At 63.1% G+C, this 16,811-nt stretch carries 12 protein-coding genes; 11 read left to right on the top strand and 1 reads right to left on the bottom strand.

What is annotated here, in order from left to right:
- Positions 1-286 precede the first annotated feature (286 nt).
- The 11 genes from DYST_RS11225 to DYST_RS11175 all read left to right on the top strand — a co-directional run bounded on the left by DYST_RS11225 (position 287) and on the right by DYST_RS11175 (position 14,765).
- On the top strand, positions 287-2,005 hold the full coding sequence (locus DYST_RS11225) for a DEAD/DEAH box helicase (protein WP_239951914.1): 1,719 nt from the start codon (positions 287-289) through the stop codon (positions 2,003-2,005).
- Positions 2,006-2,125: 120 nt separating this feature from the next.
- Positions 2,126-2,803 (top strand): cell division ATP-binding protein FtsE, encoded by a 678-nt coding sequence (gene ftsE, locus DYST_RS11220; RefSeq protein WP_102301917.1) that lies wholly within the window; start codon positions 2,126-2,128, stop codon positions 2,801-2,803.
- Positions 2,800-3,786 (top strand): permease-like cell division protein FtsX, encoded by a 987-nt coding sequence (ftsX, locus tag DYST_RS11215; RefSeq protein WP_239951912.1) that lies wholly within the window; start codon positions 2,800-2,802, stop codon positions 3,784-3,786. The genes ftsE and ftsX overlap by 4 nt, the downstream gene beginning before the upstream one ends.
- A gap of 146 nt (positions 3,787-3,932) precedes the next feature.
- Positions 3,933-4,775 carry a response regulator gene (locus DYST_RS11210; protein WP_102301919.1) on the top strand — a complete coding sequence of 281 codons (843 nt, stop codon included), beginning with the start codon at positions 3,933-3,935 and terminating at the stop codon, positions 4,773-4,775.
- Entirely contained in the window at positions 4,772-5,473 is a 702-nt protein-coding gene (ung, locus tag DYST_RS11205) for a uracil-DNA glycosylase (RefSeq protein ID WP_102301920.1), read from the top strand. Before DYST_RS11210 ends, ung begins: the two co-directional genes overlap by 4 nt.
- 186 nt (positions 5,474-5,659) lie before the next feature.
- Positions 5,660-6,517 (top strand): RNA polymerase sigma factor RpoH, encoded by an 858-nt coding sequence (gene rpoH, locus DYST_RS11200; protein WP_102301921.1) that lies wholly within the window; start codon positions 5,660-5,662, stop codon positions 6,515-6,517.
- Between the two features lie 111 nt (positions 6,518-6,628).
- Positions 6,629-7,330, top strand: coding sequence for a response regulator transcription factor (locus DYST_RS11195; RefSeq protein WP_239952105.1), 702 nt, complete (start codon positions 6,629-6,631; stop codon positions 7,328-7,330).
- Positions 7,327-8,760 carry a sensor histidine kinase gene (locus DYST_RS11190; protein WP_239951910.1) on the top strand — a complete coding sequence of 478 codons (1,434 nt, stop codon included), beginning with the start codon at positions 7,327-7,329 and terminating at the stop codon, positions 8,758-8,760. The genes DYST_RS11195 and DYST_RS11190 overlap by 4 nt, the downstream gene beginning before the upstream one ends.
- 156 nt (positions 8,761-8,916) lie before the next feature.
- On the top strand, positions 8,917-12,126 hold the full coding sequence (locus DYST_RS11185; protein ID WP_239951909.1) for an efflux RND transporter permease subunit: 3,210 nt from the start codon (positions 8,917-8,919) through the stop codon (positions 12,124-12,126).
- Entirely contained in the window at positions 12,119-13,315 is a 1,197-nt protein-coding gene (locus DYST_RS11180; RefSeq protein WP_239951907.1) for an efflux RND transporter periplasmic adaptor subunit, read from the top strand. The genes DYST_RS11185 and DYST_RS11180 overlap by 8 nt, the downstream gene beginning before the upstream one ends.
- Complete coding sequence (locus DYST_RS11175) at positions 13,302-14,765, top strand: efflux transporter outer membrane subunit (RefSeq protein WP_239951905.1); 1,464 nt, start codon at positions 13,302-13,304, stop codon at positions 14,763-14,765. The genes DYST_RS11180 and DYST_RS11175 overlap by 14 nt, the downstream gene beginning before the upstream one ends.
- A 1,070-nt stretch (positions 14,766-15,835) precedes the next feature.
- Here the strand turns inward: DYST_RS11175 and tal are convergent.
- Positions 15,836-16,804, bottom strand: a complete 969-nt coding sequence (tal, locus tag DYST_RS11170; RefSeq protein ID WP_343214870.1) for a transaldolase — start codon at positions 16,802-16,804, stop codon at positions 15,836-15,838.
- Positions 16,805-16,811 lie beyond the last annotated feature (7 nt).

Genomic DNA, 16,811 nt, shown 5'->3' with positions numbered 1-16,811 from the left:
GCCAGGGATGGTTCCGTTGACATAGGTGAAAGGGTTTTTCCTTGACTGCCAATGGCTTAGGCCTTGCAGTCCTTTGACCTATGCCAGCGGAGCCGTCGCACGCCGCCGCTCTCGCCGGCGCCAATCTGGGATACGTGCCGATGGCACGCGCGATCCGATATGGATCCCGCCTGCCGCCACGTCCCGGTCGCGCCGACCATCCACCTGTTCCTTGTTTGCGTCTCACCGGCAAGGAGCCAGGCGGCCGCCTTTGGGCGCTGCCTGCACTGAAAATACTCCCTATAAAATGTCCCAAACCGTTCTCACTGATACCTTTTTCACCAACTTCGATCTCCATCCGCTGCTCCAGCAAGGCCTCGACGAGGCGGGTTTCACCCGCTGCACGCCAATCCAGGCGCTGACCCTCCCGGTCGCGCTGACGGGTCGCGACGTCGCCGGTCAGGCGCAGACGGGCACGGGTAAGACCTGCGCCTTCCTGGTGGCGATGATGAATCGCCTGCTGACCACGCCGGCCGTGGCCGAGCGCAAGGACAGCGACCCGCGCGCACTGGTGATCGCACCGACCCGCGAGCTGGCCATCCAGATCGAGAAGGACGCCAAGTCCATCGGCCGCTACACCGGCCTGCGCACCGCGCTCATCTACGGCGGCGTCGATTACGACAAGCAGCGCCAGCAGCTCAAGGATGGCTGCGACATCATCATCGCCACGCCGGGCCGTCTGCTCGATTACTTCAAGCAGCACGTGTTCAGCCTCGACGCCGTCGAGGTGATGGTGATCGACGAGGCGGACCGCATGTTCGACCTCGGCTTCATCAAGGACGTGCGCTTCATCTTCCGCCGCCTGCCGGCGCGCGAGCAGCGCCAGGTGCTGCTGTTCTCCGCCACGCTCAGCCATCGCGTGCTGGAGCTGGCCTACGAGCACATGCACAACGCGGAGAAGCTGGAAGTGGAGACGGAAAACGTCACCGCTGACCGCGTGCGCCAGGTCGTCTACTTCCCCGCGAAGGAAGAGAAGATGCCGCTGCTGCTCAACCTGCTCGACCGTACCAAGGCCGAGCGCAGCATCATCTTCGTCAACACCAAGGCCGCCGCGGAAAAGATCACCGATCGCCTCAAGCGTTACGGTTACCGCGTGGGCGCGCTGTCGGGCGATGTGCCGCAGCTGAAGCGTCAGAAGTTGTTGCAGCGTTTCCAGGAAGGTCAGCTCGACATTCTGGTGTGCACCGATGTCGCCGCGCGCGGCCTGCACATCCCGGCCGTCAGCCACGTCTTCAACTTCGATCTGCCGCAGGACGCGGAAGACTACGTGCACCGCATCGGCCGTACCGCGCGCCTTGGTGCCGAGGGCGACGCGATCAGCTTCGCCTGCGATCTCTACGCGATGAGCTTGCCGGATATCGAAACCTATATTGGCCAGCGCATCCCGGTGGCCAATATCGAAGCCGAGATGCTGGTGATGCCGCAGCCGCGCGAGCAGGACGCGCAGTACATGGCCGAGGTGGCTGCCGACAGCGCCGCGTTCGGCGACAAGGTGGAGCAGCGCGAGAAAGACGGTTCCCCGCGCAAGGGTTCGCGTAACGGCAGCGGTCGCAGTGGCGATCGTCCGCGCGGCGACAAGCCTCGCGGACCTCGGAAGCCCCGCCATGAAGCGCCTGCTGAAGGCGCTGAAGAACCGGTGAAAACGGAAACCGCACCGGCACAGGCGTCGGCGCAGGGCGAAGCTACGGATGGTGCAGAGCGCAAGCGCCGCCGTCGCCGTGGTGGTCGTAACCGTCGTCGCGAAGGCGATGCGCCGGCCGCCGAGGCCGCCGCCAACCCGGCCGGGGAAGGTAATCGTCAGCTGCGCGGCGAGCGTCGCCCACCGCGCGAGCGTGGCAACGCCGAGAACAATCACTCGCGTCCGTCGCGCCACGTTGCCATCACCTCGGGCAAGCAGGCTGAGCAGGAAGCACCGAAGAAGGTGGGCTTCTTCCGTCGACTGAGCCGTTTCTTCACCGGTCGCTGAGCTATCCGCTTGCCGTGAACTGCCGCGGGCTGAATCCGCGGCAGCTCGACGAGATAAAACCGACTGACCTTCACGCACGCATCCCTTATCCTTCTGTCATCTCAGGACCGGGGATGCGCGGTGATCCGCTTCGACCAAGTCAGTAAACGTTATGAAGGTGGCCACGAGGCCTTGTCGCAACTTTCCTTTGAAGTAGCGACAGGCGAGATGGCCTTTGTGACCGGCCATTCGGGCGCCGGCAAGAGCACGTTGCTCAAATTGTTGGGCCTGATCGAGCGGCCCTCGCACGGTGTGATCACGCTGGATGGGCAGAGCCTGGCCAAGATAGGCCGCGCCGGCATCCCCAAACTCCGCCGCCGCCTGGGCATGGTGTTCCAGGACCATCGCCTGTTGATGGATCGCACGGTGTTCGCCAACGTCGAATTGCCGCTGATGATCGGCGGCATGGCACCCAGCGAGCGCGGCAAGCGTGCGCGTGCGGCGCTGGAGAAGGTCGGCCTGCTGGCCTACGAGCGGCAGCTGCCGGCCACGCTATCCGCTGGCGAGCAGCAGCGCGTGGGCATTGCCCGCGCCATCGTCGCCAAGCCGACGCTGCTGATCGCGGACGAACCCACCGGCAACCTCGACCCCTCGTTGGCGGTGGAGATCATGGGCCTGTTTGCGGAATTCCAGAACGTGGGTACCACCGTGCTGATTGCCAGCCATGATCTGCCGTTGATCAAGCGTATGAGGAAGCGTGTGATCGTGCTCGATCACGGCCGCCTCGTCGCTGACGTGGCCGCGCAGGAGGTGCTATGAGCACGCAGCCCGAATTCCCCATGGAAAGCCCGCTGCTTTCCGACCAGTCGCGCGGCATTCGCAATAAGCCCAGGCCAGTGGCAAGTTGGCGCGAGCACCACGGCTGGAGTGCGGCGGCGAGCCTGCGCCGCTTGATGTCGCGTCCGATCGGCACCTTGCTCACCGTGACGGTGATGGCCATCGCACTCGCGTTGCCGCTGACCTTCTATCTGCTGCTGGGCAACCTGCAGAAGATGGGTGATGCGCTGGGCCAGAACCAGACCATCAGCGTGTTCCTGCAGCCGGGGCAGAGCGTCTCGTCGGCGGACATGATGGCCAAGAAGCTGGGCGAACGCGCTGAAGTCAACGGCGTCACCGTCAAATCGCCCGACCAAGGCATGGACGAACTAGCCAAGATGCAAGGCTTCTCTGGCGCGCTGCACACATTGGACGTCAACCCGCTGCCCTTCGTGCTTGAGGTACAGCCCAAGGCTGGCGTGAGTGCGGATAGCGTCGATCACCTCGTCGCCGACGTGCGGGGCATGCAGGGTGTGGACCAGGTGCAAGATGGCGGCACGTGGCGCCAACGTCTTGAAGCCTTGCTCGGCGTCGGCCAGCGCATCGTGATGATCCTCGCCGCACTGTTGGCCGGGGCCGTACTGTTGGTGGTTGGCAACACCGTGCGTGTGGACATCGCCAGCCGCCACGAGGAAATCGGTGTGCTGATGCTGGTGGGTGCGAGCCGCGCCTTCGTACGCCGTCCTTATCTTTATGCCGGCATCTGGTACGGCTTGTTCGCAGGCATTCTCGCCGCGGGCTTTGCGGTACTGGTGGAGCTGGCACTGGCCGAGCCGGTTCAGCGACTGGGCCAGGTCTACGCCGGCAAGCTGCAGATCGACGTATTGCCGCTGTGGTTGCTGGCGGCCGTGCCGGTGGCTGCTGCAGTGCTCGGCTGGCTGGGCGCTCGCCTGGTCAGCGCGTGGCAACTGCGCAAGGCAGCGTGAAGCGTGCGCCGGCTCACGCCACGGCAAGCTTGTCATGCAAGGTTTGCGGGGATGGTGCAGCATCCGGATCGGGCTCTCCGGGCGCTAGGAGGGTGCACCGATAGGTTGCCGGCAGGGAGTGCCGGCCTACACGTGGGTGACAGGGGATGAGTGGAAGTTTCAGCAGTCGTACGGTAGGGACGGCGCCCAGGGTGCTGGTAGTAGATGGTTCCAAGGTGGTGCGTCAGTTGATTGCCCGCGTGCTGAAGAGCGAACTGCCCGACAGTGACGTGGTGGGTGCGGGCAACGGTGCGGAAGCCAAGGAGCTGCTCGAAAGTCGCGCGTTCGACTTCATCACCATCGCATTGCGGCTGCCCGACATGGACGGGCTGGAGCTCGCGCGCCACGTGCGCGAATCTGCGGCGCAGGCCTACGTGCCTGTCGTCGTGGTATCCGGCGACGTCGACGATCGTCTGCATAACCGCACGTTGGGCGAGCACGTTACCGATTACTTCGACAAGTCGCTGGGCTTCCAGGCGCTGGCGGAATTCATTCGTGGCTACGTGAAACCCTCCGACACCGCCGAGGGTGAAGTGCTCTACGTGGAAGACAGCCGAGTGGTGGCGCTGGCGACGCGCCGCATTCTGGAAAAGCACGGCCTTACCGTGTACCACGTGGTCAGCGTCGAAGATGCGCTGGTGCTGCTCGACAAGGCGAAGGAGCAGGCGAAAGTCGGTGCCGACATCGTGCTTACCGACGTCAGCTTGAAGGGTGAGCTCACCGGTGGCGACCTGCTTGAACGCATCCGGCGCGACTATGGTTATGGCAAGGGTCGACTGCCCGTGCTGGTGATGACGGGTGACGAGAATCCGGCCAACCAAGCCGCGCTGCTGCGTGCCGGTGCCAACGACCTAGTCGAGAAGCCCATTGAGGAAAAACTGTTGATGACCAAGTTGCTGTTCCAACTACGCGTTTCGCAGCACCTGCGCGAGCGGGGCGACGCGGCGTGACCGACGATCGTGTGAAGCTGGAGCCTTCGTGGAAGGCGCGTGTCGGCGACTATCTGGGCCGGCCCGACATGCAGGCATTGGGGGACTTCCTGCGCGTCGAAAAGCAGGCGGGGAAGGTGATCTACCCGCCTGGTCCTGAGATCTTTGCCGCCTTCGATCACACCCCGTTCGACGCGGTGCGAGTGGTGATCCTGGGCCAGGACCCGTACCACGGACCGAATCAGGCCCATGGGCTGTGCTTCTCGGTACGCCCGGGAATCCCGGCGCCGCCCTCGCTGCAGAACATCTTCAAAGAGATCCACCGGGACCTGGGCTTTCGGGCGCCGGATCATGGCTGTCTGACGCCTTGGGCTGACCGAGGTGTGCTGCTGCTCAACGCCGTGCTTACCGTCCAGCAGAGCTTGGCCGCCTCCCACCAGGGCAAGGGTTGGGAAGGGTTTACCGACGCCGCCATCGACGCCCTCAACCGCGAGCGGGAAGGGCTGGTGTTCATGTTGTGGGGCTCCTACGCCCAGAAAAAGGGCCAGCTGATCGACAGTCGCCGCCATTGCGTTTTGCGCTCGGTGCACCCATCTCCCTTGTCAGCGCATCGGGGTTTTATCGGTTGCGGGCACTTCTCGGCGGCGAACCGGTATCTGGAAAGCCGTGGGGTCGCACCGATCGACTGGTCCCTGCCAATGCGCTCAGAACTCGGCTGAAACGGCCTTTTCACGGTCGCTGAACCGCCGACTAGGCACTGTGGAGCCTCCCCTGGGCGCCTCGCTGGACAGGTGTTCCAAATTCCTGTACTATTCAGTTCATCAAAGGTCCCGGAACCTTTCGGGGCCTTTAGCACTCTCACTATCCGAGTGCTAAGCTGATCCCCTATTCAGGAGGTTCCACCCATGTCTCAAGCTTTGGTGACCGCCAACCTGCCGGTGCCGAGTGTCGTCGGCAGTCTGGATGCGTATATCTCGGCGGTCCATCGGATTCCGGTGCTCAGCCAGGACGAGGAGCAGACGCTGTCGCGTCGCTACAACGAACAAGAAGACCTGGAATCGGCTCGCAAGCTGGTAATGGCGCACCTGCGTTTCGTGGTGCACGTCGCCCGCGGCTACAGCGGCTACGGTCTGCAGATCGCCGACCTCATCCAGGAAGGCAACATCGGCCTGATGAAGGCCGTCAAGCGCTTCAACCCTGACCAGGGCGTGCGTCTGGTGAGCTTCGCCGTGCACTGGATCCGTGCCGAAATGCACGAGTTCATCCTGCGCAACTGGCGCATCGTGAAGGTCGCCACCACCAAGGCGCAGCGCAAGCTGTTCTTCAACCTGCGCAAGAGCAAGAAGCGCCTGGGCTGGATGAACGCCGAAGAAGTGCGCGTGGTCGCGAAGGATCTGGGCGTGCCGGAAGCAACGGTGCGCGAGATGGAATCGCGACTATCTGGCCGTGATATCGGCTTCGAAGCCCCGGCTGACGCCGAGGACGATGCCAAGCCGGCACCGGAAGCGTTTCTGATCGACGAAGGCGCGGATCCGTACGAGAACGTGGCCGACGCCGACCATGCCGACAATCAGCTCGATACGCTGTCGACGGCGCTTCGGAACCTGGATGAGCGTTCACGCGACATCATCCAGCGCCGCTGGCTCAACGAAGAAAAGGCTACGCTGCAGGATCTTGCGGACGAGTACGGCGTCTCTGCCGAACGCATCCGTCAGGTCGAGGCCAACGCCATGAAGAAGATGCGCGGCCTCTTCGCCGCCTGATCTTCGGTGTAAGCGTAAGATGACAAACGGCCCCGATTGGGGCCGTTTGGCTTTGCGGGGACATGGCTGCCCCCGCATCCCTATCACTGGATTCCAGGTTTTATGGTTGCCATGCCCCACGTGCTGGTCATCGAAGACGACGAAACTACCGCGCGCGAGATCGTCGCGGAGCTCAGCGTGCACGGTATGCAGGCCGAGTGGGTGGCCAATGGCCGTGACGGCCTCGACCGTGCCATGCAACGCGATTACGACCTGATCACGCTGGATCGTATGTTGCCCGGCATGGATGGCATCGACGTGGTGGCCGAGTTGCGCCGTGCGGGTCGCGATACGCCTGTGCTGATGATCAGCGCGCTGAGCGACGTGGACGAACGCGTGCGTGGTCTGCGCGCCGGTGGCGACGACTATCTCACCAAGCCGTTCGCTCCCGATGAAATGTCCGCTCGCGCCGAAGTACTGCTACGCCGGCGCCAGCCGCAGGCGGTCGTGCAGCGCCTGCGCGTGGCCGATCTCGAGCTGGATCTGGTCAGTCATGTGGCCTACCGCGGTGGCCAGCCGCTGACGCTGCTACCCACTGAATATCGCTTGCTCGAGTTCCTGATGCGCAACTCGGGGCAGGTGCTCACACGTACGATGATCTTCGAGACGGTGTGGGGCTTCCATTTTGACCCCGGCACCAACGTGATCGACGTGCACATCGCGCGCTTGCGGCGAAAGATCGACGGCACCGGGCAACTGGCGCTGATCCATACGGTGCGCGGCACCGGCTACATGATCGCGGCCGCTAACGAAATATCTTCGGTGGTGTCATGAACGGACATCCAAACAGCTGGCACTCCACCACATCACGGCTGATCCTGATCTACGGCTCCCTGTTCGTTGTATGGTGCGCCGTGCTGGTCGGTGTGATCCAGTGGGAAACCACGCGCTACCTCAACACGGTCATTGACCAGATGTTGCAGCAGCGCATGCATTACATCGCTTCGACGGACCCGACGCGGCTTGCCACCACGGTTGATGCGGCGGCCGCCATCGATCCGCACGGCATCATGTCCGTTGGCCTATTCGACAAGGACCACCAGCCGGTCGCCGGCAACATCGATCATCTGCCGGCGTCGCTGTTGCGCGATGGCCAGGTGCATCTGCTCAGGCACGGCCTGCCACGACCGGATCGGGACGCAGAGCGCGTACGGGCGCGCGGACTGGCGACGACATTGCCGAACGGCAACATCCTGGTTATCGCCAAGGACATCAGCACCATCGACGGCATCGGCGCGATCATCCGCCGTGCGTTGCTGTGGGGTATTTCGCTGACCATCATCCCTGGTCTGCTCGGCGGGTTCCTGCTGCGGCGTGGTCCGGAGAAGCGGATCCGCCAGTTGCAGGAAGCGACCGACCCGATTCGCCAGGGTGATCTTTCCAAGCGTTTGCCGGTGAGCCGCCGTGGCGACGAACTCGACCAGCTCGCGAGCATCGTCAACACCATGCTGGGCGAAATCGAGCGCCTGATGAACGAAGTGAAGGGTGTGTGCGACAACATCGCGCACGACCTGCGTACACCGCTGACGCGCCTGCGCGCGCGTCTGTACCGCACGCAGCAGCAGCTTGACGGTGAGCCGGAAGCGGCGTTGGTGGAATCGTGCGTCGTCGACATCGACGAAGTGCTGACCCGATTCCGAGCCCTGTTACGCGTGTCGGAGCTGGAGGATCGCCATCGCGTAGCCTGCTTCGACGAAGTGGACGTGGGGCAGGTGTTGCGCCAGGTGCATGAGTTTTACGCACCTGTGGCGGAGGATCGTGGGCAGACGTTCGACGTCGACATCCAGCAACTCGCGCCCGTGCGCGCCGATGCACATCTTCTGTTCGAGGCATTGGCCAACCTGGTTGGCAATGCGATCAAGTTCACGCCGACCGGCGGCAGGGTTAGCCTGCGTGCGTGCATGGATAAACGGGGGCCGCGCGTGGATGTGGTCGACAGCGGCCCCGGCATACCGGCCGACGAGCGCGATGCGGTGACGCGTCGTTTCTATCGCGGCGACAACAGCCGTACAACGGGTGGCTCGGGGCTGGGCCTCAGTATCGTCAGTGCCATCGTGCGCCTGCACGGGTACGCGCTCGACATCGCTGATGCCAGCAGCAGTGGCGCACGCCTCACGCTGTACTGTTACGCCCTGGATCCCGATGAGAAAGTCGGCACTTGCCTGTCGCGCTCTGTGCCGGAAGTCACGCCCATGACGGTCTAAGCGTGCACGGTTGCGTGAAGAAATCTTCATGCAACCGGCCAGGGCGCTTGGTTTGGGCAACATGAAATTATCTTCATCCGCCGGACTCTTCTGAGGGTATCCGGTGCGTGCGAAAATTTGCCGCGACGCATCATTTCGCGCACGGAAATCCCCCGCATGCTTGGCATCGTCCGGATCGCGCTTACGCGGCCCTACACTTTTATTGTTCTTGCACTGGCCATTCTCATCTTTGGTGTGATGTCGGCCATGCGTACGCCTACCGACATCTTTCCGGAGATCAATATTCCGGTGATCGCGGTGTCCTGGCAGTTCACCGGCATGACGCCCGACCAGATGTCTGGCCGTATGAACACGCCGTTCGAGCGCGTGCTCACCACGACCGTCAACGACATCGAGCATATCGAGTCGGAGTCGATCAATGGCATGGGCATCACGAAGATCTTCTTCCAGCCTGGCGTGAATATCGCCACGGCGAACGCGCAGGTCACGGCCATCGCGCAGACGATCCTCAAGCAGATGCCGGCCGGTGCCACGCCACCGTTGATCGTCAACTACAACGCGTCGACCGTGCCGATCCTGCAGCTGGCGTTGTCCGGCACGGGCCTGAGTGAGCAGCAGCTGGGTGACATTGGCCTCAATCAGTTGCGTCCGCAGCTGGTGACGGTGCCAGGCGCAGCCATTCCGTATCCGTTCGGCGGCAAGACGCGCCAGGTGCAGTTGGACGTGGATCCGGCGCAGTTGCAGGCGCGCGGCCTGTCCACGCAGGACGTGGCGAATGCGCTGGCCAACCAGCAGCAAATCAGCCCGATCGGCACGCAGAAGATCGGCAAGTACGAATACGTGATGGAGCTGAACAACGCCGCCATTCATGTGCAGGAGCTGGAAGACCTGCCAGTGAAGGAGGTCAACGGCACCACCATCTACATTCGTGACGTGGCCCACGTGCGCGACGGCAACCCGCCGCAAACCAACATCGTGCACGTGGACGGCAAGCGATCGACGCTGCTGTCCATCCTCAAGAACGGCTCGACCTCCACGTTGGCCATCGTGGCCGGCGCGCGCGAGAAGCTCGCGCAGATGAAGGATGCGTTGCCCGAAAATCTCACCGTAACGCCGATTGGCGACCAGTCGGTGTTCGTGCGCTCGTCGATCGATGGCGTCGTGCGTGAAGGCATCATCGCCGCCGCGCTTACCAGTTTGATGATCCTGCTGTTTCTCGGCAGCTGGCGCTCGACGCTGATCATCACTACATCGATTCCGCTCGCGGTGTTGGGTTCGGTGTTCACGCTGTCGGCCATCGGCCAGACACTCAACATCATGACGCTCGGCGGTTTAGCGCTGGCCGTGGGCATCCTGGTGGACGAGGCCACGGTGACCATTGAGAACATCAATTGGCACCTAGAGCAGGGCAAGGATGTCATCACCGCGATCGTGGATGGTTCGGCGCAGATCATCGTGCCGGCATTCGTGTCGCTGTGCTGCATCTGCATCGTGTTCGTGCCGATGTTCTTCCTGCCGGGCGTGGCGCGCTACCTGTTCGTGCCGATGGCGGAGGCGGTGATCTTCGCGATGATCTTCTCCTTCATCCTGTCGCGTACGCTCGTGCTGACCATGGCGAAGTACCTGTTGCACGCGCATCCCGCGACGGTGGACGAGCATGGTCAGCACATCGAGCAGCCGGCGCCGAAGACGGTGCTGGGCCGCTTTCAGCAGGGCTTTGTGAATCGTTTCGAGAAGTTCCGTGCGGGCTATAGCGGCGTACTGCATCTGGCGCTGGAGCATCGAAAGGTGTTTGTGGTCGGTTTCCTCGGGTTTGTGCTGCTGTCGTTCGCGCTGCTGCCGGGCCTTGGCAGCAACTTCTTCCCGGACGTCGATGGCGGCCAGATCCTGGTGCACGTGCGTGTGCCAGTGGGTACGCGCGTGGAAACCACGTCGGCTGAGTTCTCCGACATCCAGAAGGCTATCCGTCAGGTGATTCCGCCCGATGAACTGGAGGCCGTAGTCGACAACATCGGCCAGTACTCCAGCTCGATCAACACCATCTACAACAACACCGGCGAAATCGGCGAGTCCGATGGTGACATCCAGATCTCGTTGAAGGAGGGGCATCGCCCGAGCGCGGAGTACGTGAAGATCCTGCGCGAGAAGCTGCCCCGTTCGTTCCCGGGCTCGACGTTCTCGTTCCCGCCAGCGGACATCGTCAGCCAGATCCTGAACTTTGGTTCGCCTGCGCCGATCGATTTGCAGGTCCGCGGCGGCAAGCTCGACAAGGACTTCGCGTACGCCAACGAGCTGCTCAACAAGGTTCGGCAGATCCCAGGCGTGGTCGACGCACGCCTCCAGCAGTCGCAGGCGCAGCCCGCGTTCCGCATCGACGTGGACCGCACGCGTGCACAGCTGCTGGGTCTGACCGAAGCCGACGTGACCAACAGTCTGATTGCGGACCTTTCCGGCACCGCGCAGGTGGCGCCCACGTATTGGTTGAATCCGGACAACAACGTTACCTATCCGATCTCGGCGCAGGTGCCGCAGTACCAGCTCGATTCGTTGCCGCAGCTCAACAACTTGCCGATCACGGCCAAGAGCGGTGGCAATGCGCAGGTGCTGGGTGCGCTGGCGGACATCACGCGCACGCATCGCAACACCGTCGTGAGCCAGTACAACATCCAGTCGATGGTGGAAATCTTCGCTGCCATACAGGGCCGTGACCTGGGCGCTGTGGCCGGTGATATCCAGAAGGTGATCGACGACACCGCCAAGGACAAGCCGAAGGGCGCGAACACTGTGCTGCTTGGCCAGGTCCAGACCATGCACGATGCCTACTCGGGTCTGCTGTTCGGACTGCTGGGTTCGATCGTGCTGGTGTACCTGTTGATCGTGGTGAACTTCCAGTCGTGGACTGATCCGTTCGTCATCATCACGGCGCTGCCTGCGGCGCTGGCCGGCATCCTGTGGATGCTGTTCGTCACGCACACCACGTTGTCGGTGCCAGCATTGACGGGTGCGATCATGTGCATGGGCGTGGCCACGGCTAACTCGGTGCTGGTGGTGAGCTTCTGCCGCGAGCGACTATCCCTCCACGGCGATGCCTTGTTGGCGGCGCGCGAGGCAGGCTTCGTCCGCTTCCGCCCAGTGCTGATGACCGCGTTGGCCATGATCATCGGCATGGTGCCGATGGCGCTTGGCCTCGGCGATGGCGGCGAGCAGAACGCGCCACTGGGCCGCGCCGTGATCGGTGGCCTGTTGTTTGCCACCACGGCCACGCTGATCTTCGTTCCCGTCGTTTTCTCCATCGTGCATGCGCGTTACAAGCACGCGCCTGACTCTGATTCGGCTGACCATGCCGGAGTGCCCGCTCATGTCTGAACATACCCAACTTCCTGAGGTCCATCTGTCCCCGCGCCGGCTGCGCCTGGCTGCCGTGATCGCCGCCGTGGTGTTTGGTGCGATCGTGGTGGTCGGCGTCACGACGCGCATCGTGCAGGCGCGCAATCTGCATCAGTGGACGGACGAACAGGCCATTCCTACCGTGGTGATTTCCGAGCCGGAAAACGCCAACGGCTCGGTGCCGCTCGAGCTGCCCGCGCAAATGGATGCGTTCACCAACGCGCCCATCTACGCACGCACCAGCGGCTACCTGAAGTCCTGGGATAAGGACATTGGAGCCACGGTGAAGGCGGGCGATGTGCTCGGCATCATCGACACACCAGACCTCGACCAACAGCTGCTGCAGGCGCAGGCTGATCTGGCCACCGCCAAGGCCAATGCCGCGCTTGCCGCGACCACGGCCAAGCGCTGGCAGGTGTTGCGCCAGACCGACCCCGATTCGGTTTCACAGCAATCGGTAGACCAGTACAACGGTGACCTTGCGGCCAAACAGGCGCAGGTCAATGCCTCGCAGGCCAACCTTGATCGCCTGAAAGCGCTGAAGTCGTACGCCAAGCTGGTCGCGCCCTTCGACGGCCGCGTGACCGCGCGCAACACCGACGTAGGCGCGTTGATCACTGCTGACAGCAGTGGCTCGGGCACGCCGCTCTTTACGGTGTCCGACACAAGCAAGCTGCGCGTCTATGTGCGCGTGCCGCAGGTGTATGCACCGGCCATCCATAAGGGTGACGAAGCCACGCTCACCGTGCCTGAGTATCCCGGTAAGTCGTTTACCGCGAAGGTCGAGGCGGATGCGCGTGCGATCACGCCGACCTCGGGTACTACGCTGGTGCAGCTGATGGTCGACAACCCGGACGGCAAGCTGCTGCCTAGCAGCTATGCCAGTGTGAGCTTCAAGCTGGGCTCCGGTGAACTCGGTCTTCGCGTGCCTGCTGAAGCGCTGATCTTCGACGACAAGGGCCTGCATGTCGCCACGCTGGATGCCAGCGACCACGTGCACTTCAAGACGGTGTCGATCCGCCGTGACTACGGCAAGACCATTGAAGTTGGCTCCGGCCTGGCGCCGAGCGATCGCGTGATCATCAATCCGCCGGATGGCCTCGCCGATGGCGACGAGGTGCGCATTGCCAAGAACCCGCAGGCGGGCAAGCCCCATGAAAAAGCCTGAGAGCCTTGCGGCAACCATCGCGGCCACGCTGGCACTGGGCGCGTGCTCGATGGCGCCCACCTATAAGCCGCCCGAGGCGCCGGTTGCCGAGCACTACCAGCCGGCTGGCCCGTGGACCACGGCGCAGCCGTCGGATCAGTTGCCGCGCGAGGGCTGGTGGACGCTGTATGGCGACGACCGCCTCAACAATCTCGAACAGCAACTGATCGATCACAACCCGGATCTTGCCGCGGCCTTCGCCAGCTACCAGCAATCGCGTGACTACCTCGCGCAAGTACGCGCGGACCTGTTTCCGCAGGTGTCGGCGGGCGCTGGCGCGCAGCGCAATCGCGCGTCGTTGAATTCGCCGCTGCACGGTGCCACGTCGCCGGAGTACTACGACCTCTATTCGGCGACGGCACAGGCCTCGTACGAAGTGGACCTGTGGGGCCGCGTGCACGACAACGTCGCGGCGGGCCGTGCCTCGATGCAGGCATCGGCGGCTGATCTTGCATCGGTGCGCTTGAGCCTGGAAGCGTCGCTGGCGGACAGCTACGTGCAATTGGTTGGCGTGGATCGCCAGATTGATCTGCTGCAGGGAACGGTTGACGCCTATCAACGCGCCTTGCAGTTGACCACGACGTTGCACGAAGGTGGCGCGGTCTCCGGCCTCGATGTGGATCGCGCACAGACGCAGCTAGCCTCGACGCGTTCGCAGTTGTCGCAGACCAAGGCGCAGCGCGAGGTACTGCTGCACGCGATTGCATCGCTGGTGGGCCAGCCTGCGTCGGACTTTACGTTAGGCGCGAAGACCGACCTGCCGGGCTTGCCGGTGATTCCAGTGGGTCTGCCTTCCACCCTGCTGGAGCGTCGCCCTGACATTGCCGCTGCAGAGCGTCGTACGGCGGAAGCGAATGCGCAGATCGGCGTTGCCCGCTCGGCGTTCTTTCCCTCTCTTACGCTAAGCGCAGGCGGTGGATATACCAGCGGCGCCTGGGGCAACTTGTTGAATGCACCAAGCACGCTGTGGGCCTTGGGTCCCAATCTGTTGCTGAACGTGTTTGATGGCGGTCGCCGCCGAGCGCAGGTGGCATCAGCCCATGCAGCTTTCGACGAAGCCAGCGCGCACTACCGGAGCACGGCACTCGCGGCGTTTCAGCAGGTCGAAGACAACCAGTCACTGCTGAAGAACTACGGCAACGCCTTGGTGGATCAGCAGGATGCCACCACGGCGGCGGATCGCACGTTGAAGCTGTCGACGGCGCTGTATAAGCAGGGCGCCAACAGCTATCTCGATGTGGTGACGGCGCAGGTGGATTCGCTTAACGCGCATCTGGGGCTGCTGTCGCTGCAGACGAATCAGCTGCGGGCGAGTGTGCAGTTGGTGCGGGCGTTGGGTGGCGGGTGGCAGGGTGGTGATATTGCGGTGAAGCAGTTGGCTCAGGATGCGCAGGCGCATGGGATGAAGTGAGGCACGGTGGAGCGCGCTCCTGCTTTACTCCCTCTACCCTTTGGGGAGAGGGTTGGGGTGAGGGGCGGGTGCTCGCCTTATGGTTTCGATGAAACCGTCATCCCTGCGAAGGCAGGGATCCAGTGACGTTGGCCTTTGGTTTTAGCGCTACCGCGAACTGGCTCGCCTGCGGCGGGCTTTCGCCCTCCTACCGGAGGCCGAGTCACTTTTCTTTGCTTGCCCAAAGAAAAGTAACCCAAAGAAAGGGCACCCCCACTTGGCGCTGTCTGGGCTAAAGCCCAGACAGTACGTGAGGGGCGGCCGGGCTTTTCGACGGGGCTCCTGCCCCGGCGAAAAGGGATCGGCATCCTTGCCGATCCCCCCTACGGGCCTGATCGTCCACCCCTCACCGCCGCACAGGGGGCCCGACGGTCAAAGGCGAAAGCACACGGCTCGTGCAGCGGAGCTGCACATCGCGTCGCTCCTGCTCTAGAGCACCAAGCCAAAGAAGATGGACGCCGCCATTTCGTGGCAAGTTCCCCACAGCGGTCGGGAGGCGTAGCGAAGCCTGCCTTAAGTCCTCGTCGCCATGGCGCGTTGCGAAGCGCGCCGAAGTACCCGCTGTGTAGGGGCGAAGGTTGCCAAGCAACGACGTTCCTCACCCGCTCGAGCTTATCCCTACGTAATGCTGCGGGCGTTGGCCTGTCAGGCCATTTCTTCGGGTTACTTTTCTTTGGGCCAACAAAGAAAAGTGACTCGAGCACCGGCAGATGATCGAAACGCCCGCTGCGCAAGCGGCCAGATCGCAGTAACGCGATAACCAAGCGATACCGTCACTGGATCCCGGCCCTTGCCCCCTTTTGTGGGGTACGCCGGGATGACGGCGCAGATGAGACGATGAGGCTAGGTTGACCCCTCACCCCAACCCTCTCCCCGGCGGGGAGAGGGAGCAGAACCGAGGCGGCTAGTTGGCACGAGGACCAAATACGCCACAAGCAAACCTAGTGAGTGAATAGCCCCGCGGAAGTGCGCGAGTCAGCACCTTCACACTATGCCAAGAGGCCGCTTTCGCAAGCGGCCCCATTTCCTTCTTACAACTTTTCCGTCAGCAGCTTTTCCATCTTGCGCTGATCCACCGCAAACTTCCGGATACCATCCGCCAACTTGTCCGTCGCCATAGCGTCTTCGTTATGGCCCCAGCGGAATTCTGCCTCCGTGATCGGCTTGGGCTTGGCCTTGGTTGCGCCGGTGTCATTCAACGCACGCGGTAGCGGCGAGGTGTCTTGGTCCAGCTTTTCCAGCAGGTCTGGGCTAATGGTGAGGCGGTCGCAGCCGGCGAGGGCCTGGATCTGGCCGATGTTGCGGAAGCTGGCGCCCATCACCACGGTCTGGAAGCCGTGTTCCTTGTACCAGTCGTAGATGCGACGCACGGACTTCACGCCCGGATCTTCTTCCGGTGCGTAGCTCTTGGTGTCGGTGTTGGCGACGTACCAATCCATGATGCGGCCGACGAATGGCGAGATCAGGAACACGCCGGCTTCGGCGCAGGCCACGGCCTGTTCGAACGAGAACAGCAGGGTGAGGTTGCAGTTGATGCCGCGCTTTTCCAGCTGTTCTGCGGCGCGGATGCCTTCCCACGTCGAGGCCAGTTTGATCAGGATGCGGTCACGGGTCACGCCGGCATCGGCATACAACTGCACGAGGCGTTCGGCCTTGGCGATGGATGCATCTACGTCGAAAGAAAGGCGCGCGTCCACTTCGGTGGACACGCGACCTGGTACCAGTTCGACGATCTTGCGGCCGACAGCCACGGCGAGGTGATCGCTCGCGTCCACCAACTGTTGCTCGCGCGAGTTGCTCTTGCCCTTGGCCCACGCCACGGACTCCTCGATGATCGGCGCGAACTTGGGGTTCTCGATGGCCTTGAGCAGCAGTGACGGGTTGGTCGTGGCGTCTACCGGGCGCCAGCGGGCAATGGCGTCGATGTCGCCGGTATCGGCGACGACGGTGGTGTACTGGCGCAGCTGTTCGAGTTGGGAAGACACGGCGTTATCCGGCATGGAAAAG

Source organism: Dyella terrae (assembly GCF_022394535.1).
In the GTDB taxonomy this organism is placed as follows: Bacteria; Pseudomonadota; Gammaproteobacteria; order Xanthomonadales; family Rhodanobacteraceae; genus Dyella.
Note: the sequence above shows the minus strand (reverse complement) of the source record. Positions and strands in the feature narration are given on the sequence as shown.